Annotated in this window: 19 protein-coding genes and 1 pseudogene; 11 read left to right on the forward strand and 9 right to left on the reverse strand. The window is 72.7% G+C overall.

Annotation, left to right across the window (positions count from 1 at the left end):
- Window positions 1-218: 218 nt before the first annotated feature.
- The gene (locus ACP7TJ_RS21045) at window positions 219-1,952 is read left to right on the forward strand and encodes an Ig-like domain repeat protein (protein ID WP_427764566.1); all 1,734 of its coding nucleotides are present in this window, start codon (window positions 219-221) and stop codon (window positions 1,950-1,952) included.
- Window positions 1,953-2,057: 105 nt separating this feature from the next.
- Window positions 2,058-3,548, forward strand: coding sequence for an AAA family ATPase (locus ACP7TJ_RS21050; protein WP_380795091.1), 1,491 nt, complete (start codon window positions 2,058-2,060; stop codon window positions 3,546-3,548).
- Window positions 3,549-3,650: 102 nt separating this feature from the next.
- Here the strand turns inward: ACP7TJ_RS21050 and ACP7TJ_RS21055 are convergent, their stop codons facing one another.
- Both ACP7TJ_RS21055 and ACP7TJ_RS21060 read right to left on the reverse strand, forming a co-directional pair.
- Entirely contained in the window at window positions 3,651-4,382 is a 732-nt protein-coding gene (locus tag ACP7TJ_RS21055; RefSeq protein ID WP_427764570.1) for a dienelactone hydrolase family protein, read from the reverse strand.
- Between the two features lie 292 nt (window positions 4,383-4,674).
- Window positions 4,675-5,271, reverse strand: a pseudogene (locus ACP7TJ_RS21060) (DUF6058 family natural product biosynthesis protein); the annotation flags it as partial.
- Between the two features lie 170 nt (window positions 5,272-5,441).
- Between ACP7TJ_RS21060 and ACP7TJ_RS21065 the strand changes: the two are divergent.
- Entirely contained in the window at window positions 5,442-5,882 is a 441-nt protein-coding gene (locus ACP7TJ_RS21065; protein WP_367487639.1) for a hypothetical protein, read from the forward strand.
- On the opposite strand, the gene ACP7TJ_RS21070 is transcribed toward ACP7TJ_RS21065, so the two are convergent.
- The gene (locus ACP7TJ_RS21070) at window positions 5,860-6,498 is read right to left on the reverse strand and encodes a TetR/AcrR family transcriptional regulator (RefSeq protein ID WP_427764574.1); all 639 of its coding nucleotides are present in this window, start codon (window positions 6,496-6,498) and stop codon (window positions 5,860-5,862) included. The genes ACP7TJ_RS21065 and ACP7TJ_RS21070 overlap by 23 nt on opposite strands.
- 80 nt (window positions 6,499-6,578) lie before the next feature.
- Here ACP7TJ_RS21070 and ACP7TJ_RS21075 point away from each other — a divergent pair, with 80 nt between their 5' ends.
- From ACP7TJ_RS21075 to ACP7TJ_RS21085, 3 genes are all read left to right on the forward strand, one after another.
- Window positions 6,579-7,544: a zinc-dependent alcohol dehydrogenase family protein gene (locus tag ACP7TJ_RS21075; protein ID WP_427764577.1), complete on the forward strand. Its 966-nt coding sequence runs from the start codon at window positions 6,579-6,581 to the stop codon at window positions 7,542-7,544.
- Window positions 7,545-7,711: 167 nt separating this feature from the next.
- Complete coding sequence (locus ACP7TJ_RS21080) at window positions 7,712-8,143, forward strand: hypothetical protein (protein WP_093766789.1); 432 nt, start codon at window positions 7,712-7,714, stop codon at window positions 8,141-8,143.
- Window positions 8,144-8,219: 76 nt separating this feature from the next.
- Window positions 8,220-9,701 carry an FG-GAP and VCBS repeat-containing protein gene (locus ACP7TJ_RS21085; RefSeq protein ID WP_427764580.1) on the forward strand — a complete coding sequence of 494 codons (1,482 nt, stop codon included), beginning with the start codon at window positions 8,220-8,222 and terminating at the stop codon, window positions 9,699-9,701.
- 28 nt (window positions 9,702-9,729) lie between these two features.
- Here the strand turns inward: ACP7TJ_RS21085 and ACP7TJ_RS21090 are convergent, their stop codons facing one another.
- Window positions 9,730-10,245, reverse strand: coding sequence for an ATP-binding protein (locus ACP7TJ_RS21090; protein WP_380866180.1), 516 nt, complete (start codon window positions 10,243-10,245; stop codon window positions 9,730-9,732).
- Between the two features lie 158 nt (window positions 10,246-10,403).
- Between ACP7TJ_RS21090 and ACP7TJ_RS21095 the strand changes: the two genes are divergently transcribed.
- Together ACP7TJ_RS21095 and ACP7TJ_RS21100 are read left to right on the forward strand one after the other, a co-directional pair.
- A complete protein-coding gene (locus ACP7TJ_RS21095) occupies window positions 10,404-11,258 on the forward strand; it encodes a helix-turn-helix domain-containing protein (RefSeq protein WP_093766791.1) in 855 nt (284 codons plus the stop codon).
- A complete protein-coding gene (locus ACP7TJ_RS21100) occupies window positions 11,239-11,514 on the forward strand; it encodes a DUF397 domain-containing protein (protein WP_427764584.1) in 276 nt (91 codons plus the stop codon). The genes ACP7TJ_RS21095 and ACP7TJ_RS21100 overlap by 20 nt, the downstream gene beginning before the upstream one ends.
- A 7-nt stretch (window positions 11,515-11,521) precedes the next feature.
- On the opposite strand, the gene ACP7TJ_RS21105 is transcribed toward ACP7TJ_RS21100, so the two are convergent.
- On the reverse strand, window positions 11,522-11,911 hold the full coding sequence (locus ACP7TJ_RS21105; RefSeq protein ID WP_427764587.1) for a hypothetical protein: 390 nt from the start codon (window positions 11,909-11,911) through the stop codon (window positions 11,522-11,524).
- Window positions 11,908-13,278, reverse strand: a complete 1,371-nt coding sequence (locus ACP7TJ_RS21110; protein ID WP_427764590.1) for an SMI1/KNR4 family protein — start codon at window positions 13,276-13,278, stop codon at window positions 11,908-11,910. The genes ACP7TJ_RS21105 and ACP7TJ_RS21110 overlap by 4 nt, the downstream gene beginning before the upstream one ends.
- Before the next feature lie 209 nt (window positions 13,279-13,487).
- Here ACP7TJ_RS21110 and ACP7TJ_RS21115 point away from each other — a divergent pair, with 209 nt between their 5' ends.
- Window positions 13,488-14,342, forward strand: coding sequence for an alpha/beta fold hydrolase (locus ACP7TJ_RS21115; protein ID WP_427764593.1), 855 nt, complete (start codon window positions 13,488-13,490; stop codon window positions 14,340-14,342).
- A gap of 10 nt (window positions 14,343-14,352) precedes the next feature.
- On the opposite strand, the gene ACP7TJ_RS21120 is transcribed toward ACP7TJ_RS21115, so the two are convergent.
- From ACP7TJ_RS21120 to ACP7TJ_RS21130, 3 genes are all read right to left on the reverse strand, one after another.
- Window positions 14,353-14,877: a hypothetical protein gene (locus ACP7TJ_RS21120; RefSeq protein ID WP_427764596.1), complete on the reverse strand. Its 525-nt coding sequence runs from the start codon at window positions 14,875-14,877 to the stop codon at window positions 14,353-14,355.
- A 308-nt stretch (window positions 14,878-15,185) separates the two neighbouring features.
- A complete protein-coding gene (locus ACP7TJ_RS21125; RefSeq protein WP_093766796.1) occupies window positions 15,186-15,611 on the reverse strand; it encodes a hypothetical protein in 426 nt (141 codons plus the stop codon).
- A gap of 83 nt (window positions 15,612-15,694) precedes the next feature.
- On the reverse strand, window positions 15,695-16,906 hold the full coding sequence (locus ACP7TJ_RS21130) for a pyridoxal phosphate-dependent aminotransferase (RefSeq protein WP_093766797.1): 1,212 nt from the start codon (window positions 16,904-16,906) through the stop codon (window positions 15,695-15,697).
- Window positions 16,907-17,031: 125 nt separating this feature from the next.
- On the opposite strand from ACP7TJ_RS21130, the gene ACP7TJ_RS21135 reads away from it, so the two are divergent.
- The gene (locus tag ACP7TJ_RS21135; RefSeq protein ID WP_427764600.1) at window positions 17,032-17,802 is read left to right on the forward strand and encodes a hypothetical protein; all 771 of its coding nucleotides are present in this window, start codon (window positions 17,032-17,034) and stop codon (window positions 17,800-17,802) included.
- A gap of 552 nt (window positions 17,803-18,354) precedes the next feature.
- The gene (locus tag ACP7TJ_RS21140) at window positions 18,355-19,290 is read left to right on the forward strand and encodes a S1 family peptidase (protein WP_367559454.1); all 936 of its coding nucleotides are present in this window, start codon (window positions 18,355-18,357) and stop codon (window positions 19,288-19,290) included.
- Window positions 19,291-19,294: the final 4 nt, after the last annotated feature.

A 19,294-nucleotide genomic window follows, 5' to 3' on the forward strand; every position in this document is an offset into this window, starting at 1 on the left:
GAACACACCGGCGGGGCCCGTACAACGGCGTGCGGGCTCCTGGGCCTGCCGCCCTCCCCTCCACCCGCCCCGGCGGAGGGGACGACGGCAGGCCCTCGCCATGTCGTGCCCCGTCCCGCGTGTTCTCCTTGCTTCTTGGATCTTCACGGTTGTTCCATGTCCTCCACGGGTGTCTCACCTGATGCGTGAGACCTCAACACAGCCTGTGGGGGGCACAGTTGAATACAGCACACCGTCCGGGACGCCTCGCGGCCGCCGTCCTCGCCGCCGCACTCGCCGGGACCGGGCTCACCGTCGCCGCCGCGCCCGCGGCGCATGCGGCGGCCTCCGACGCCGTGGTCAAGCTGCCGATGTCCTCGTTCTCGGCACTGGCCGTCGACAACGTCCACCGGCAGGTCTTCGTCGCCGACAGCAACACCGGCTACGCCTACAACTCCGGCACGGTCGCCGTCTACAGCTTCACGGGCGAGCGCCTGGCGACGATCACCACCAACCAGAAGCACGTCTCCGGCCTGGCGGTCAGCGACGACGGCAGCAAGGTGTACGTCGGACTGCGCGACCGCATCGACGCCATCGACACCACCACCTACCAGCAGACCTTCGTCGCCAACACCTACACCGACATGTGCGGCCGCGATCTCGCCCACTCCGGCGGCCAGCTGTACGTCACGACGCCGTACGCGCAGTACCCGGGGGAGTGCGCCGGCTCCAGCACCTACGTGGACGCCGTCGTCGACGGCGCCTACCAGCGCACCGGCTGGAACGACTCCGGCGACCTCCAGCTCGAGTCCGGACCCGGCAACCGGATGCTCATGGGCCAGCCGCGCACCGCGAGCGCGCCCAACCCCTTCGTCACGGTGTTCGACACCAGCGGTGACAGCCTCGTCCGCAACGCCGCGCGCCGCTTCGCCGACAGCGAGGGCAAGGGAGCCCTGGACTTCAAAGACATGGCGTTCTCCGCGGACGGCACCAAGGTCGCCGTGGCCGACGCGGCCTTCGGCACCAGGCTGCTGAACGCCGACGACCTGTCCGACGCGCCGGCCGGCTACCGGGCGCTGCCGTCCGGCGCCTCCGCCAGCGCGGTCGCCTTCAGCGGCGACGGGAAGTACATCGCGCGCGGCGCCTCGGCCACCGGCTCGACCCCGGACCTGCTGGTGCAGCCGGCCGACCCCGCCGACTCCACGCCGCCGCTGGAGTTCGTCTTCGAGGGCAGCCTCGACGGCGACCGGGTCGCCCCGCGCGGCATGGAGTGGTCGGCCGACGGCTCCCGCCTGTTCGCGGTCACCACGAACACCTCCGGCGGCCAGTACTGGCTGCACATCGTCCAGCCCCCGGCCGTCCAGTACGACGTCCGCCTCGACGGGACGCCGACGCACAGCCCCGCCCAGGCCGTCGCGGGGGAGCCGCTGTCGGTGCGGGGCCGGCTGGAGTACGACGGACCGGCGCCCGCCGAGCCGATGAAGGTCACGGCGACCCGCACGGACGCGAACGGCACCCGTGACCTGGGCACCTTCACCGTCAGGGAGGACGGCTCCTACACCGTCCTCGACGAGCCCGACCTGGTGGGCGACGCCACCTACACCGTCTCCTACCTCGGCGACCTTACCCACCGCCCGGCCACCGACGTCACCCACACCGTGTCCGTCGGCAAGGCCGCCAGCTCGATCGCGCTGACCGCCCCGGCGGAGGCCTCGATGAGCACCGGCGTCGAGATCACCGGCACCTTCACCGCCCAGGGCAAGGCGCTGCCGGACCGGGCGGTGCTGAAGGTCGAGCGCACCGACCGGCTCGGCACCGGCACCCTGTCGTCGGTGACGGTCGCCGCGGACGGCACCTTCACCGTCAACGACATCCCGCGCACCCGGTGGGAGACCACCTACCGGGTGAGCTGGCAGGGCGACGACCTGCACGAGGGCGCGACGGCGTCGGCGGTGGTGTACGTGACGCGCTGACCCGTCGGGTACCCCTCTCGGCAACGCGGGCGTGACGGATCGCGCCCGGCCTCGTTCTTAGGGATGTACTTCTAAGAGGTACGTCTCTAAGAACGGGGAGGTGCCGTGGTCCGCCACACCGCACGCAGTCTGCCGAGGCCGCCGGACATGTTCGACCGGGAGTGGGAGTGGAGTGAGCTGACCGCCTTCGCGACCAGCGAGGGCACCGGGCCCCGGCTCGGCGTCGTGTCGGGCCGTCGTCGGCAGGGCAAGAGTTTCCTGCTTCAGGCGCTGGCGGACGCCACCGACGGCTTCTACTACGCGGCGGTCGAGGCATCGGCCACCGAGTCCCTGCACCTGTTGGGCGAGGCGGTCGCACGCTTCACCGGAGCCGCCGTCCCGCCCCGGCCGGCGAACTGGGACCAGGCCCTTGAGCTGCTCTTCGGGCTCGCGGCGGACCGGCCGTTGCCCGTGGTGATCGACGAGTTCCCCTACCTCGTGCGGAACGCCCCCGCTCTGCCGTCCCAGCTGCAGGCCGCCCTCGGGGTGCGCTCCGAGCGTCACCGCAAGGAGCGGCCCCGGATCCTGCTGTGCGGCAGCGCGATGTCCTTCATGGGCGGACTGCTCTCCGGCGCCTCCCCGCTCTACGGCCGGGCAGGCCTCGACCTCGTGGTCCACTCCCTCGGCTTCCGTGAGGCCGCCGAGTTCTGGGGCATCCTGGACCCGCGGCTCGCGGTGCTCGTCCACGCCATCGTCGGCGGCACCCCCGCGTACCGACGGGAGTTCGTCGACGACGACGTCCCGGACGGCCCCGACGACTTCGACGCCTGGGTCTGCCGGACCGTACTCAACCCGGCCCGGCCCATCCACGGTGAGGCACCGTATCTGCTGGCCGCAGAGCCGGACCTGCGCAACCGGTCCCTGTATCACTCGGTGCTCGCCGCCGTGGCGAGCGGCAACCGGACCAGTGGCGGCATCGCGAGCGCGGTGGGCCGCAGAGCCACGGACATCTCGCTGCCGCTGTCCGTCCTGAGGAACTGCGGTCTGCTGACCGCCGAGCCCGACGCCTTCCGCGCCAACCGCACCACCTACCACGTCGCGGAGCCGCTGATCACCTTCCACCACGCCGTCGTCCGCCCCGAGACGGCATCGCTCAGCCGCCGCCGAGGCGCGGCCAGGATGTGGGAACACAGCCGGCCCACGTTCCTCAGCAAGGTCGTCGGTCCGCACTTCGAGCGGCTGTGCCGTGAGTGGGTGGAGTGGCACGCGGACCCCGCGACCTTCGGGGGCATGCCGATCCAGGTCGCCTCCGGGACCGTCGCCGACCCGGTGAACCGGACCTCCCTCGAGGCCGATGTCGTGGTACACGGAGCGATCGGCCAGGACCAGGGCATCCTGCTGTCCGTCGGCGAAGCCAAGTGGCACAAGGTCATGCACCTCGGACACCTCCAACGCCTGCGCCGCATGCTGGGGCTGCTGGAGGCGCGAGGCGTGGACACCACCCATGCCCGACCCGCCTGCTACAGCGGGGCCGGATTCGATCCCGAACTGCGCGCGGCCGAGGAGCGGGGAGAGGTCGTCCTCGTCGACCTGCACCGGCTGTACCACGGTTCCTGAGGCCCGGGGCACACCGGCTCGGATCGGGCGGCGGCGCTTCGTTCCGGCGGACGCGCGGCCGGGTGGAGCGGCGTGGGTCGTGCCGAGGGCGCTGTGGTGTCGTCAGGTGAGGTGCCGGGTGAAGAACCGTACGCTGCTGTCCAGTTCGTGGGCCGGGAGCTCGGCGTGTGCGCCGGGGTTGGCGTGCAGGGTCTTCTCGGCCGAGGCGAAGGTGTCGAACAGGGCCAGGCTCTGGGAGCGCGGGACCCGTTCGTCGTCCCACTGGACCAGGAACTCCACCGGCACGGTGATCCGCGCGGCGGCCTCGGCCGTGGCGAGTGCCCCGCCCAGGCCCAGCACCGCCGCACGCACCCGGGGTTCGGCGGCGACGAAGGGGACGCCGAGCCCGCAGCCCAGCGACACGCCCCAGTAGCCCACCGGGCCGGGGCCGACATGGTCGGCCTCCTGGACGGCGTCCAGGACCGCCCGCCACTCCGGGACGGTCCGGCGGGCGACGCGTGCCTGGAACTCGGCGATCAGCGGCGCCAGTTCCTCACCGGCCGCCACGCGGTCCCGGTTCTCGGACGCGATCCGGTCCAGCCCTTCGTCCTTCGGCCGGTCGCCGTGGGCGGGCACATCGACCGCCACCACCGCGAAACCGCGGTCGGCCACAAAGCGACGGGCGCGGAACAGGACGCCAGGGGCCTTCTTGTGCTGGCCGCCGCCGTGCCCGATCAGAATCAGGGGACGCGTACCGGTGGCGCCTTCCGGCGTCCACAGCACACCGGGGATCTCACCGAGGGTGAAGAGCTGCTCGGACACGCCGTCGGACGACGTGCGAGAGGTGAAGCGCATGGCGTTGCAAGCCTTTCGGGATGCCTCTGCGGGCACTCCCTAAGCCGCGCACGGGAGGGAGCCCCGACCTGTCACAGCGTGGATCGGACTCACCTCCTCGGTATGCGGGAACGCACAACGGCACCGAACCTAGCAGGCGGGGCCGCCGCTAGGGCAAGAATTCCTCGAACTCCCGGACCACGACGCGCCAGGGCGACGAAGGGCCCTCGGGAACACACAGGAAGACCGCCTCGCCCGTCACGGCCGTGGCCACGGGTATCAGCTCCCCGGGGCCGCCGCCCACCGCAGCCCACTGACGCGGGAAACGCGCGCGCACGGCGTCGATGCAGATGTCGCGGGACGTGGGTCCGCCGAAGCGGAGACGGTCGTAGGCCGTGAACGCCGGTTCCAGGGCGTCGAGCTCGTCGACCAGGGCGTGCAGCCGCTCGGACCACCGCACCGAACCGGCGTCCGGCTCGTCCACCGCGGCGCCGATCGCAGCCGTCAGCCGGTCCTTCCGCCGGATGGCGGCCGGGGTCACCGAGTGCAGGCACACGTACTGACCGCTGAGATACGCGTCCCACTCCGCCTTCCCGGCGACCGGGTCGGCCCAGTGAGCGGTGAACCACGCCTCGAGCAGGTCCACGCCGCCGGCCTCGTCGGCGAGCGCGAACAGGTCGGCCGGCACCATCTCGGCACCGTCGGACCGCAGATATCCCGGAAGCGGGAGACGCCCGTCCAGCATCAGCCGACGCACCTCGTCGGCGTCGCGGCCCCGTACCGCGCACAGCTCCTCCAGGACGACGAACTGCGCGCTGACGTAGGCGTCGTCCGCGTCGGTCATCGGATGGTCCCCGTTGACCTCCCGGAACCGCTCGGCGAGCCGCTGCTTCGGATCCGTCTCTGGCACGGGGAACCTCCAGGTCACGAGCGCGAGCCACTCCCGCGCGGGACTCGGCACGCTACGGTCCGGACGCTTCGGCGCTCGCCGAACTGTCGGCGGAACGTCCGCAACCCTGGGCGGCGCCGGCAGGTCGTACCTCTCCGGAAGCCTCGCAACGACCGCCCCGGGAGCCCCACGTGTCCGTGAAGACCGCCCGTACCCGCACGATGAGCCGGATCCTGGCCACCGTGCTCATGGCCTCGGCCCTCACCGGCTGCTCGCTGATGGAGCTCACCCGCGACTGTGACGGGACCGAGGCCCGGGTCACGGAGGTGGGGGCCCTCGGCATCCTGGACTCCCGGCCCGACCGGGCGACCCTCACCCGGGGGTCCGAGGAGGACGCACCGCACTGCTCCGCGGACAGCGGGGACGTCGTGGTGTCGACCACGCGGACCTACGCCTTCCCCGGCACCCGCGCCGAGGTGGCGGCGCACTACCGGGCGGCGGCGCGACAGGACGGCTGGCGCCCGGACCCGGAAGCCGAGCCCGGCGAACTCAGCTTCGTGAAGGGCGACATGTATCTGTGGGTCGACTTCACCAGCACCGGCTACGGGCTCACCGTTGTGTCGTACGAGTGAGGGGACCCGCGAGGCGCGCCGCCGGGGGGAGAGGTGTGACCGCCTCCGGTGCGCGGAACGCCTCGATGACATAGGCCGCGTAGCGGCGGGAGGCGGCGGCCCTCGTCTCGCGCGGCGTGTCCTGGAGTCCCCGGTGGGCCATCAGGACCAGCACCAGGTCGTCGACGACGAAGTCCGGCCGGAGCCGGCCCGTCTCCCGTGCGCCGCGCGCCAGCTCGGCCACCGCGCGCAGCGTACGCTCCCGGTCCGCCGCGAAGTCCATCGCCTCCGGGAACGCCGTCATGAACGCGTCCGCGAAGCCCCGGCTTAGGGCGTGCAGTTCGCAGATCCGCTCGATCAAGGTGCGGAAGCCGTGCCACGGGTCCGGGTCCGCGAGCGCGTCCCGGACGGCCGCGTGGCATGCGCGCCGCTGCTCCGCGAAGGTCTCCGCCAGCAGGTCCCGCTTGGCCGGGAAGTGCCGGTACAGCGTGGCGGGGCCGACCCCCGCACGCCGCGCGACCTCCCGCATCGGCGCGCCCAGGCCCTCCTCGCCGAACACGGTGCGCGCCGCCTCCAGGATGCGGGCGCGGTTGTCGCGGGCGTCGGAACGGACGGGGTGAGGCACTTCGGTGGTCATCGTCTCTCACTTCGGTCGAGCGGACGGGGGCGTCCGTTACGTTCCGACGGCGGTACTGCCACCGACCTTAAGGAGCAGAGATGAAAGCCGTGGTGATCCGCGCGTTCGGAGCGCCCGCAGGGCTGGAGGTCGTCGACCTTCCCGCGCCCGTTCCTGGACCGGGGCAGGTGGTCGTCGCCACCGAGGCGATCGGGGTGGGCGGCGTGGACGCCGTGATCCGCCGGGGCGCCCTCGCCGCCCACGGCTTCCGCGAGGGGCACCTCCTCGGCAGTGAGGTCGCGGGGACCGTCACGGCCGTGGGGGAGGGCGTGGACTCCTCCTGGACCGGGCGGCGGGTGTGGGCGTTCACCGGCCTGTCCGGCGGGTACGCCGAGCAGGCCGTCGCCCGCGTCGAGGACGTCCTCGCGCTGCCCGACGGGCTGAGCGGGGCGGACGCGGTGACTCTGGGCGGCTCCGGGGCCGTCGCCCACTTCGCCCTGCGCAAGGCTCACTTCGTGCCCGGCGAGACCGTGCTCGTGCGCGGGGCGGCGGGCAGTATCGGGATCACGGCGGTCCAGCTCGCGGCCCGGAGCGGCGCGGGCGCCGTGGCGGTCACCACCTCGTCCGAGGAGCGGGGCGCCCGGCTGCGGGAGCTGGGCGCGACCCATGTGCTGGACCGCTCCGGCAGGAGCGGCGCCCCGGACGCGCCGACCGGCTTCGACGTCGTGATCGACGTCGTCGGCGGGCCCGGACTGCCGGACGCCCTGGACGCGCTGCACGCCGACGGGCGGTACGTGCTGGTCGGCGTCGTCGGCGGGCAGCCGCCGGAGGACTTCGGCATGCGGCTGGTGCACGGCTTCCGCAAGTCCCTGACGTTCGCCACGTTCAGCGCCGACACCGTGCCCGGCCCCGACCGTCAGGCTGTCCGCGCGGAACAGTTCGCCGCGGCCGCGCGCGGGGAGCTGCGGACCGTCGTGCACGACGTGCTGCCGCTGGACCGGGCGGCGGACGCCCACCGCGCGATGGACGCGGGGGAGGTGTTCGGCCGGGTGGTGCTCACACCTTGAGCCGGGACGTGAGGGGGCGCCCGGCACACGTCGCTCTGCGGGGGCGCGCGAGCCCTTGTGGCACTGCGCACGTCCGTGAGTGGTGACGCTTCCGGGAGCGGATCCGCTGGGCTTCGTGGGGAACGGGCGAACGTTCTCCCCGAATCCCGGCGGAACGGAGTGGTCCCGTGAGCGACGTGGGCGAACAGCTGATGCACGCGGAGGAGATGCGGGCGCGTGCCGCTGCCTTCGTCGGACAGGCCACCGCCGGCAACCGGCTCCCCCTGGACTACTCCGAAGCCAGCCTCCGCCTCGTCGACTTCCTGATCGACGGACTGCGCAAGCACGGAGCGGACGAGGCCCGGGTGAGCGGTGTGCTGGCGGGGCTCGGGGCGTACGTGGGAGAGGTGCTGGTCCGCCGGGCCGGCGCGACCTGGGTCGACTTCGACGCCGACCAGCGGGCCTACTTCGTGCAGCCGGTCGGCGTGCGGATGCCGGACGGGCGGGTGTGGAGCCCTCTCGGCAAGGTCCGCAACTGCTTCGAGGCGGGCAGCCGGCGCGAGTCGCTGCGCACCTTCTACCTGACCCTGCACGGCCGGTCCCGGCGGACCGCGGGCTGACCGGCCGTGCACCGGGGCCGTCCCGCCGGCACCGGCCCCCCACGCCTCACCTCTGTCCCTCAAGACTGGAGCACTCTTGCGCACACGCACCCTGGCCGCCGCCCTGGCCGTCGCCACGGCGGCCGCGGGCCTCTCCCTCACCCTCGCCCCCACGGCGAGCGCGGCCACCTCCGTGCCCGACGACTTCAACGGCGACGGCGTCGCCGACCTCGTCGTGGCCACACCCCACGCGCCCGTCGACGGTCGCGTCGACGCCGGTTCGGTCACCGTCCTGTACGGCTCCGCGGACGGCGTCTCGCCCGACCGCTCGGCCACCTTCACCCAGAACTCCGCGGGCGTCCCCGGGGACGCCGGCTCGCACTCCCTGTTCGGGGCCACGCACGCCAGTGGCGACCTCGACGCCGATGGTTACGCCGATCTCGTCATCGGCGCGCCCGGCGAAGCGGTGCGCTACAGCGGCGGCTACGGCACGCTCACCGTGCTGTGGGGCGGCCCGAGCGGCCTGACCGGCGACGGCATCTCGATGGTGAGCCCGTACGCCACCAACGAGTGGATGTCCGAGGACGACTACGGCAAGAAGGTCGTCGTCGCCGACCTGGACGGCGACGGCGTCCCGCAGATCGCCACGCTCAGCCGCACCAACCTGTGGGCGTACGACGACCTGGCGGGCCGCACGGCGCCCACCGACGTGGCGCGCTTCTCCAACTACAACGCCTACATACAGCCGCGCACCCTCACCACCGCCGACTTCACCGGCGCCGGACGCGCCCAGCTCGTCGTCACCGGCGGCGAGAACTGCGAGGGGACGACGGGCGGCTGCCAGCACACCGCCGTCTACACGTGGAGCGAGAGCGGGCTGCAGGAGGCCTGGCTGCCGGACCCGGGCGGCGACGTCTCCGGTACGAACGAGGCGCCCACCGTCTCGACGGCCGCCGGCGACGTCGACGGCGACGGTTACGCCGACCTCGTCACCGGCCACGTCCCCGCGTCGGCGACCACCACGGGCGAGTACTCGGACGCGGCGGGCTTCGTCCACGTCCGCTACGGCAGCGCGGACGCGCTCGGCGCCCACCGCACCGCCACGCTCGACGCCCCGGGCGGCGGCCGGGCCGGTGACAACGTCGGCGCGTCCGTCGCGGTCGGCGACGTCACGGGCGACGGCTACGCCGACGTGGTGGCCGGAGCGCCCGGCGCGACGGTCCGCGGCGTGCCCGGGACCGGCGCGGCGGTCCTGCTGCGGGGCTCGGCCACCGGCCTCACCGAAACCGACGCCCAGGTGGTCCACCAGGACACCGACGGCGTGCCCGGCACGGCGGAGGCGGACGACTGGTTCGGCTCCGCCGTGAACCTCACCGACCTCGACGGCGACGGCATGGCGGACGTCACGATCGCGGCGAAGGGCGAGGACGTCCTCGCCGGATCGGTGCGCGACGGCGCCGACTGGGTGCTGCGCGGCTCGGCGGCCGGCCTGACCACGGCCGGCGCGACCTCGTTCAGCGCGCAGGACGTCGGCCTCACCGCCCCGGACGCCGAGTTCGGCTCGGTTCTGGGCGGCTGACGCCCCGCCTGTACGGCATGAGGAACGGCTACCGCGGGTCGCGGCCCGCGGTAGCCGTACGTCCGGGCCCTCCGGCGGACACCACGGGCACCACGGGCACCGCGCCGCCGCCCGGACCCGCCTCCAGCTCGCACCACACGGTCTTGCCGCGGCCGGGCCCGTGTGCCACGCCCCACCTGGCCGCCAGCGCGTCCAGCAGCGCCAGCCCCCGCCCCGACTCCTCGTCGACGCCCACCGACGCCCGCAGGACGGGCAGCGCACGCGGGTCGGGATCGCTCACCTCCAGGCGCGTGCGCCCGCCGTCGTCGCACCACACCCGGACGGTGACGGGGACGCCCTCCCCGAGGTGCTGGACCACGTTCGTGACGAGCTCGCTCGCGCAGAGCTGGACGTCGGCGCCGTACGCGCGCAGGGCACGCCGTACGCCGGACACCTCGGCGGGTGTCGCGAGCAGTTCCAGTGTCGTGGCCTCTCGCTTGCCGTGCGCGGCGAGCGCCGCCCGCAACTCCTCGGCGCAGGCGTCGGCTTCGGTGGGGCTGTGCATGGGGGTTCACACCTTCCAGTGCGCTGTGTGACGAACCGCTCACACTGTGCCGCCGGTCGGCGTAGCGTGACAGACCTTCGGCATCCCGGCCCTGAACTGCACGTATGCGGTGCGGGAAGGGGGAGCGGGCGGTAACGGCAACCCATGGACGGTGAACGATGGGGCAGCGCAAGGACATCGACGGCTCGACGGGCGTCCCGACCTTCTACGGCAGCGAACTGCGCTGGAAGCGGGAGGAAGCGGGGCTCACCCTCCAGCAGTTGGTCGAGGGCAGCTTCTACGGCCCGAGCCACCTCAGCGAGATCGAGCGGGGGACGCGCCGGATGCCGGCGGAACTGGCCGAGCACGTGGACAAGGTGCTCGGCACGGACGGCTTCTTCCGGCGCCGGTGCGAGGACGTGCGGCGGGCGAAGCGGCGGGGGCACGCGAGCTATTTCGAGCGGGTGCTGGAGGCGGAGAAGCACGCGGAGACCATCGAGGAGTGGTGTCCGACGCTGATTCCGGGGTTGTTGCAGACGGAGGCGTATGCGCGGGCGGTGACGCGGTCGGCGCATCCCCTGGCGCCCGACGAGGAAGTTGAGGAGAAGGTGTCTGCACGGCTGGCGCGGGCTCAGCTCTTCGAGGACAACCACAAGACGCCGGAGTACTGGGTGATCCTGCCGGAGTCGCTGCTGCGCCAGCCGATCCTGCCCCCGGAGCAGCACGCCGAACAATTGGAGCGCGTGACGGAACTGGCGCGGCGCCACCGGATCGTTTCCCAGATCCTTCCGTGGAACTGCGGGCCGCACCCTCTCATGCTGGGCACGGCCATGGTCATGACCTTCTCCGATGCGCCACCTCTGATCTACACGGAGGCCCAGTACAGCGGTGACACCATTGACGATCCGGGCCTCGTGAAGCAGTACCGCAAGGCCTACGATCGGCTCAGGGCCGCCGCACTGCCTCCGGAGGCGTCCCTCGCCCTGATCGAGCAAGCGGCTGAGGATGACCGAAATGGCGAGCTACGCGATTGACTTGAGTACAGCTGCCTGGCGCAAGAGCAGCTACAGCAACGGCGATGGCGGCAACTGCGTCGAGGTAGCCGAAGCGCTCCCCGGCGTGGCCCGCTGGCGCAAGAGCACCTACAGCAACGGCAGCGGCGGCGACTGCCTCGAAGTCTGCGACGCCCACACCGCCGTCGTCCCCGTCCGCGACTCCAAGGTCCCCCACGGCCCGGTCCTCACCGTCACGGCCCAGGCCTGGACGTCGTTCGTCACTTCCCTCAAGTGATCCGAAGTCAGTTCTGGTTCACCGAGAAGACGGCCGCCGCGTCGCACCGCTGCGGGCAGGCCAGCTGGTGGCAGACGAACGCCAACTCCGACCCGCACGCGCACCGGGGCACGAGGCGGTCGTCGGCCGTGACCGGGTCGGACGCCTCGTTGTGGTGCGCGCAGTGGAAGACCGAGAGGTGTTCTCCGCCGAAGAACTCGACGTCCTCGGGCACATCCAGTTGGAAGAACAGCGCCATCCGCTCGCCGCAGAAGCAGCGCGGCCACTCCTGGCCGTCGTCGAAGTAGGGCCACCCGCCGACCGAGTTCCGGGCCGGCCGGTGCAAGGGCTCCGTACCGATCTCGATCCCGTACCCGGCGAGCGCCGCCCGCTCCTCCTCCAGTCCGTCCTGGCTCACCGGCCGGCGTCCAGAACGGTCCGGCCGATGAGGGGGCGGCCCCACAGGGCGAGAAGCTCGTTGGCGAGGTCGAGGATCGGCAGCGGGGGCTGTTCGCCCTGCACCTCGATACCGGCCGCCGACAGGCTCCGGGGCACGGCACCGGCGTCGAGCAGGACGCGCCACTCCTCGGGTCCGAGACTCAGGTACTCCAGACCCGTCAGCCCGGCGATCTCCAGGGGATCGGCGAGCGCACCCGGAATGGCGGTGAGGGTCCGCAGGCGGGGAAGCCCGACGACCGGGGCGAGGCTGAGTGGCTCGCCCTTCCGCCAGCCAACGCAGAGCACCTCCAGCTCGGGATGGGCGGCGGCCTCCACACTGTCCAGGTAATGCGTGTTCACCCGGGCCACCACCGGCGGGCCGTCCGCGTCGCGGTTCTGGTGCCAGCCGTCGGGGAGGTCGATCACCATGCGGGTGAGCGAGTCGGCGCGCAGTCCGGCGCCGATGGTCCGCTCGTGGTCGATGACGATGACTTGCCCCTTGTGTCCGCCAGGGCCCGGCGTCAGGTCGACGGCCAGCCGGTCGCCGCCGCCGTTGTCGCCGAAGACGATCCAGCCGGGCGAGCCGACGAGGCCCTGCACGGCGGCGTCCGGAGCGGTGACGACGGCGTCGTCGGCAGCGAACTGCCAAGGGCAGGGACGTGAGGCCGCGTCCGCGATGTAGAGCTCGTCGAGGGAGAAGAGCTCACAACCGACGGCGTCGGCGACGCGCTGTTCCGCCTCATCGTCGTCGCCCCAGTCCTGCCACCGTGCGCGGGTGACGCGGTAGAGCGCCTTGAGCTCGTCGGGCAGCGGGACGCCGAGCCGTGCTTCCGCTTCGGTGATCTCCTCCTCGGTGGCCCCGATGGCGTCGGGAAGCCGCTCGCGCAGGGTCCGCTCCAGCAGTGCCGCATCCGCCGACAGCGCCGACGCAGCGCCCGGCACCTCCTCGGGCAGGCGCCGCCAGGGCTCGGGAACGGCACCCTCGACCAGGAGCAGGGCACCCACGAAAGGGCTCATGAAGCCGGTCTCCACGGCGGGGCCGGACTCGACGACATGGAGCAGGGTCCCGCCGTCCGACGCCGTCTCCACCATGAACGAGACACCGCTCGCGCCGTCGGCCCGAAGCGCTTCCTGCACCCGCTCCACGGCGGTGAACTCGTCCTGCATGTCCTCCACCTGGGAAGCACGCCCCGGCACAAGGCGCGGTCGCTGCACCGGCACGCTCCAGCTGCCGAGGCTGATCCGACCCGTCAGGTAACCACCTGGCGCGGCAAGCCGCTCCTCGTGGGAGGCCCGCACGAGCCGCAGCAACGGCTCCCAGGTCGCGAGGTCATGTATAGAGGACAACGGTGTTCTCCGGAAGGTCGGTTGTCGAGGACGGAGAAGCGACGGGCACCACCGGCACCCACGGTCGTCCCCCTCCGTCATGGATCCCGCGTGATCCGGCGTGATCCTAGGGCCGCCCACTGACATGGAGCGGGGCAGCGGCCGGACGGTGCTCCGATCGTCCGGCGCGTGAGCGATGAGTTCGGGCGGCGGACGGAGTCTGCTCTGTCATGACTGGTCACACCACCACCGTCCATGCCAACGGGGTCACCTTGGGCGTCGAGTCGTTCGGTGACGACGACGCGCCGCTCCTCCTGCTCGCGGGCGGGACGACGATGCTCTCCTGGCCCGACGCGCTGTGCGAGCGCCTCGCCGTCGGCGGGCGCCGTGTCGTGCGCTACGACCTGCGGGACAGCGGCGCGTCGACGACGCTCGACCCGGAGGCTCCCGCCTACACCCTGCGCGACCTCGCCGCCGACGCGGCGGCCCTCACCGACGCGCTCGGCGGCCGGCCCGCGCACCTCGCGGGGATCGGCGTCGGCGGGATGGTCGCCCAGGTCGCCGCGCTCGACCACCCGGACGCCTTCTCGGCGCTCACGCTGGCCGGCACCCGCGCGGTCGCGCCCGGCCCACCCGACGACGACCTCCCCGACCACGACCAGGCGACGATGGGCCGGCTGTTCGGGCACGCCATGCCCGACTGGAGCGACCGCGAGGCGGTCGCGGACTTCGCCGCCGCCGGTGCGGAGATCCTCGGCGACGACCCCGTCGCCGCACGCGCGGTCGCCGCGCGCATCTGGGACCGCACGCCCGGCACGGCACCCGCGGTCCAGATGGCCAACCAGCTGGGCATGGTGTTCTCCAAGCTGGACTGCGCACCCCGCTGGCGCGAGCGCCTGCCCGAGATCAAGGTCCCCACGCTCGTCGTCCACGGCCGCCGCGACCGGTTCTTCCCCGTCGGCAACGCCGAGGCGATCGCACGCGAGATCCCCGGGGCGCGGCTGCTCGTCCTCGAGGAGGCCGCCTCGGCGATCCCCGATACGGCGGTCGACGCGGTCACCGAGGCGATGCTCACGCTCGGATGAAGGACGCCACTCACACCTTCTTCCGGGGATTCGTCGCATCGAACACGAGAGCGTTCTTCCGGAAGTCGACGTGGAAGGTCCCGGCGTAACGACCTTCGGTGACGGTCGCGGTGAAGTCCTCACTGGTCTTCCAGTCCGCCTGGCCGGGAACGTGCGGTCGGATGCCGGCCAGTACGGCTGGACCTCCGGGCGCATCCCGCCAGGTGTACTCGCTCCGCAGCCGCCGGGCGTCGGACGCGGTCAGCCGGACCATCCCGGAGACCCGGAAGTCCGAGGGCCCAGGCACCGCGGCCCTGGCGTCACCCAACAGCTCACCCGTCCACACGACCTCTTCGAAAGCCCCCAGTTCGGGAAAGTACTGCCGGATGACCTTCGCGTCCCGCCGGACGTCCTGTTCCGGCGTCGAACCGGCATCCGTGCCACACCCCGCGACCAGCGCACCGGTGAGTACAAGGCACAGCGAGACTGCGAAGCGGAGAAGCGCCGGCCCCCACGGGGCCCCGGCGTCAGCAGCCGACGCCGGCCCAAAGCCCACACGGACGTCGACACGGCGGCCGTGACCGTCGATGCGACCACGAGACTTCCGAGGTTGGCCGACGCCCGCCCAACCGACCAGCCAACTGGACGCGCTGTACGGCTGTTCACCTCTGAACGGTTGCGGGGACGACCCCATTGCGTGGAGACCCTTCGACGCGTGGAAGGTGTAACAGTCACGCGTTTCCTAACACATGCGTGATCACCACGGTGCTGCTCGGCTGAGCGCCGGGATGAGGGGCGCCCGGTCCGCGCGTCGCTGCGGGTGCGCGCGGACCGGGGCCGTGGAGGGGAGCCCGGTGAGGGGGCTCAGTGCGCGGAGGACGCGAGCGGGCGCGGCTTCAGAGCCGCGGTGTGCGCGTCCATCCGCTCGGCGGCCAGGATCGCCGCCGCCGTGTCCGCGCGGGACGCGGCGACGACCAGGGCGCGCCCGGCGAGCGCGTGCGCCTTCCGGTGCAGGGCCGTCGCGTCCGGCTCGCGGCCGCGCGTGGACGTGGTCGCACGGGCCGGCGTACGTCCTCCCCGCAGGCGGGTGATCTCCTGGGTGAGCCGCTCGGCCGCGGTGTCCAGATCGGCCGAGGGCGCCGCCACCCGCAGCTCGTCGGTGACGGCGAGCAGCGCGGCGAGATGGCCCGCGAGCTGGATGTCCAGCTCCTCCTCGCGGGACCTGTGGGGGAAGTCGTCAGGGCCGGCCATCGTGCTGTGGACCGACTTCGAGCGGATCGGTTCGTACATGGATGGCCTCCTGGGTGCTGACAGGAAGCCATCCTAGCTTAGATTCTGTCTAAAGTTGAGCCGTGCTCGGAAGTGATCAGCCCTCAGTGCTGGCTGTAGCCGTCGAGGAAGCGGGCGATGCGGCCGACCGCGTCCCGCAGGTCCGTGACCGAGGGCAGCGTGACCACGCGGAAGTGGTCCTGCTCCGGCCAGTTGAAGCCGGTGCCCTGCACGACCATGATCTTTTCGCTGCGCAGCAGGTCCAGCACCATCCGCCGGTCGTCCTTGATCTTGAAGACCTCGGGGTCCAGGCGCGGGAACAGGTACAGCGCGCCCTTCGGCTTCACGCAGCTCACGCCCGGGATCTGGGTGAGCAGCTCGTACGCCACGTCCCGCTGCTCGCGCAGCCGCCCGCCCGGCAGGACCAGGTCGTTGATCGTCTGGCGGCCGCTGAGCGCGGCGACCACGCCGTGCTGGCCCGGCATGTTCGCGCACAGGCGCATGTTCGCCAGGACCGTCAGGCCCTCGATGTAGGAGTCGGCGTGGGCGCGCGGACCGGAGATCGACATCCAGCCCACCCGGTAGCCGGCCACCCGGTACGCCTTCGACATGCCGTTGAAGGTGAGGGTGAGCAAGTCGGGGGCGATGGATGCGGTCGGGACGTGCTCCGCGTCGTCGTAGAGGATCTTGTCGTAGATCTCGTCCGAGCAGACCAGCAGGTTGTGGCGGCGGGCGATGTCGGTCAGGCCCTTGACGACCGCCTCGTCGTAGACCGCGCCGGTCGGGTTGTTCGGGTTGATGATGACGAGGGCCTTGGTGCGGTCGGTGACCTTGCGCTCCACGTCGGCCAGGTCGGGCATCCAGTCGGACTGCTCGTCGCAGCGGTAGTGCACCGCCGTGCCGCCGGAGAGGGAGACGGCCGCCGTCCACAGCGGGTAGTCCGGCGCGGGGACCAGCACCTCGTCGCCGTCGTCCAGCAGGCCCTGCATCGCCATCACGATCAGCTCGGACACGCCGTTGCCGATGAAGACGTGCTCGACGTCGGTCTCGATGCCGAGCGTCTGGTTGTGCATGACGACGGCACGGCGCGCGGCCAGCAGGCCCTTCGCGTCTCCGTAGCCGTGCGCCGACGACACGTTGCGGAGGATGTCCTCGAGGATCTCGGGCGGGCACTCGAAGCCGAACGCCGCCGGGTTGCCCGTGTTCAGCTTGAGGATGCGGTGACCGGCAGCTTCCAGCCGCATCGCCTCCTCGAGCACCGGGCCCCGGATCTCGTAACAGACGTTGGTGAGCTTGGTCGACTGGATCACCTGCATGCTGGGAGCTTACGGCCCGGTATGGCCCTTCGGGCCGTGTTTTCCGCCACGTGGGACGCGGCGGTTCGGGTGGGTATGTCCGCTCGCTGTCCCTGAGGGACCCGACCTCTCTAGAATGCGCGGCCATGTCCAGCGCATCCCGGTACGCCGATGGAGTGAACGGCGCGTCGGTTCCCCAGGGTCCGCCGAGCGTCTACCTCCCGCAGACCGCCCCGCCTCCGGCGTACGACGCCTACGCCGACCCGGCGGCCGCACACGGCTGGCAGAACGCGTACGACGAGACACGCGAGCTGCCGCCGGTCGCGGCCGGTGAGCCGGCGCCGCCCGGGCAGGTCGGCGGCGAGCCCGCCCCGCCGGGGGAGGTGCCGCACTCCGGCGGCGAGCACGCGGTGCGTGACGCTCCCGACCGGCCGCGCGGCGGCCTTCCGCGCCCGGGGCCCGGCGGGCGGGGCCGGCGCAGGGCCCCCGCGCCCCCGCGTGCGCGTCGCGCGGTGGCGGCCGTGTCGGCGGTCGGCGCGGTGTCCGTGGCGGCGCTGATCGCCGGTTTCGCCTTCTCGGGGTCGCCGTCCAAGGGCGCCGGGGAGCAGGACGACCGCGAGGGGGTGACCACCGGGCAGTCCGACGTGCCGTCCTCGGAGACGGACGCGTCCGCACCGGCAGGGGGGCCCGACGCCACCCGCGCCCCGTCGGCCGGGTCCTCCCCGGGTGTGAGCGCCTCCGGCGGGGACCAGGAGGCCGGCGGGTCACCGTCCGCGCCTGCCGCCGGCGCCTCCACCACTTCCGCACCGAGCCTCCCCACGACGGCCCCCACCGTCTCCACCGCGCCGGGCGACCCTGATGCGGGCGACAACGACGACCGGCCGGGCCGGGGCCGGGGACCGAAGTGGACCAGGTAGACACGGTCCCGGTCGGCGCCGCCCCCGTGCGGGCGTGTGTCCGGTGGGCGGGCTGATCCGGTCCCGCCCTGCGGGGTGGGCTCGGGGCCGACGTGTTCCAGGCGGGTGCGGTGGGCTGCCTCCGTGCGGGCCGGTGCCCGGTGGGCGGGCTTCGGTCCCGCCCTGCCGGGCGACCCAGGGATCGACGGGTTCCGGGTAGACGCGGTCCCGGTCGGGGTCGCCCCCCCCGTACGGGCGTGTGCCCGGTGGGCGGGCTGATCCGGTCCCGCCCTGCCGGGTGACCTCGGGGCCGACGGGTCCCAGGCGGGCGCGGGTGCGGTGGGCCGCGTGGGCTGGCCGGGCGGGCTGGCCGGGCGGGCCGGACCGGCGGTCGCGCGCGGCCGGAACCGGACCGGTGCGGGTGACATCCCTGCCGGGCCGTGCCGCCCCGTGACGTTACCGGCGGAAACGCGGCCTTGCCCTCCCGGCATCCCCCGTGATGACAATGCGCATGACAACTTCGTGGGCGGCCGGAGCGATCCGGCCGCCCGACGCCGCATTGAGGGGACCCCCATGAGAAAACCTCTCGTCGTCGCGCTCTGCGCCCTGGCACTCGCCGGGGCGGGCGCGACCCCCGCGGTCGCCGTCGCGCCTTCCCCCACGGGCGCGGACGCGACCACGGGCACGGCCCCGGCCACGCCGCTGACGGACCTCGTCAACGACACGGTCGGGGCCGTCGCGGACACCCTGTCGGGGCTCACCGCGCCGAAGGCCGGCGCGGTGAACTTCGCGGGCACCGTCTCGCTGAGCAACTGCTCCGGCTCCGTCGTCCGCATGCCGGACTCGGCCGCCTCCGATCCCGCGCTGGTGCTCACCAACGGCCACTGCCTGGAGAGCGGCTTCCCCGCGCCCGGCCAGGTCCTCACCGACCGGGCGTCCAGCCGCACCTTCGGCCTGCTGAACGCCTCCGGAGCCAAGGTCGCCACCCTGCGCGCCAACCGGCTGGTGTACGCGACCATGACCGACACGGACGCCGCGATCTACCGGCTGAGCAGCACGTACGCGCAGATCAAAAGCGCGTACGGGATCGACCCGCTGACCCTCTCCGGCACCCGCCCGGCCGCCGGCACCGCCATCAGCGTGGTCTCCGGCTACTGGAAGCGGATCTACAACTGCTCCGTCGACGGCTTCGCGTACCGGCTGAAGGAGGGCGACTGGACCTGGAAGGACTCGGTCCGCTACACCTCCGCCTGCGACACCATCGGCGGCACCTCCGGCTCCCCGGTGGTCGACGACGCCACCGGCAAGGTGGTCGCCGTCAACAACACCGGCAACGAGGACGGCGGCCGCTGCACGGTCAACAACCCGTGCGAAGTCGACGAGAACGGCGGTGTCACGGTCCGCCAGGGCATCAACTACGCCCAGCAGACCTACCCGTTCACCGCCTGCTTCACCACCGGCAACCGCCTCGACCTGAGCGCGAGCGGCTGCACCGTGCCCAAGCCCTGATGGG

This window comes from Streptomyces sp. DSM 41931, from assembly GCF_050271085.1.
GTDB classification, from domain to species: domain Bacteria; phylum Actinomycetota; class Actinomycetes; order Streptomycetales; family Streptomycetaceae; genus Streptomyces; species Streptomyces albogriseolus.

Excerpts from the sequence above, each read along its gene's own strand:
- ACP7TJ_RS21055 (WP_427764570.1), bottom strand. The coding sequence starts at position 4,382 with ATGCGCTTCACCTCTCGCACGTCGTCCGACGGCGTGTCCGAGCAGCTC.
- ACP7TJ_RS21070 (WP_427764574.1), bottom strand. The coding sequence starts at position 6,498 with ATGACCACCGAAGTGCCTCACCCCGTCCGTTCCGACGCCCGCGACAAC.
- ACP7TJ_RS21075 (WP_427764577.1), top strand. The coding sequence starts at position 6,579 with ATGAAAGCCGTGGTGATCCGCGCGTTCGGAGCGCCCGCAGGGCTGGAG.
- ACP7TJ_RS21090 (WP_380866180.1), bottom strand. The coding sequence starts at position 10,245 with ATGCACAGCCCCACCGAAGCCGACGCCTGCGCCGAGGAGTTGCGGGCG.
- ACP7TJ_RS21095 (WP_093766791.1), top strand. The coding sequence starts at position 10,404 with ATGGGGCAGCGCAAGGACATCGACGGCTCGACGGGCGTCCCGACCTTC.
- ACP7TJ_RS21100 (WP_427764584.1), top strand. The coding sequence starts at position 11,239 with ATGGCGAGCTACGCGATTGACTTGAGTACAGCTGCCTGGCGCAAGAGC.
- ACP7TJ_RS21115 (WP_427764593.1), top strand. The coding sequence starts at position 13,488 with ATGACTGGTCACACCACCACCGTCCATGCCAACGGGGTCACCTTGGGC.
- ACP7TJ_RS21125 (WP_093766796.1), bottom strand. The coding sequence starts at position 15,611 with ATGTACGAACCGATCCGCTCGAAGTCGGTCCACAGCACGATGGCCGGC.
- ACP7TJ_RS21130 (WP_093766797.1), bottom strand. The coding sequence starts at position 16,906 with ATGCAGGTGATCCAGTCGACCAAGCTCACCAACGTCTGTTACGAGATC.
- ACP7TJ_RS21135 (WP_427764600.1), top strand. The coding sequence starts at position 17,032 with ATGTCCAGCGCATCCCGGTACGCCGATGGAGTGAACGGCGCGTCGGTT.
- ACP7TJ_RS21140 (WP_367559454.1), top strand. The coding sequence starts at position 18,355 with ATGAGAAAACCTCTCGTCGTCGCGCTCTGCGCCCTGGCACTCGCCGGG.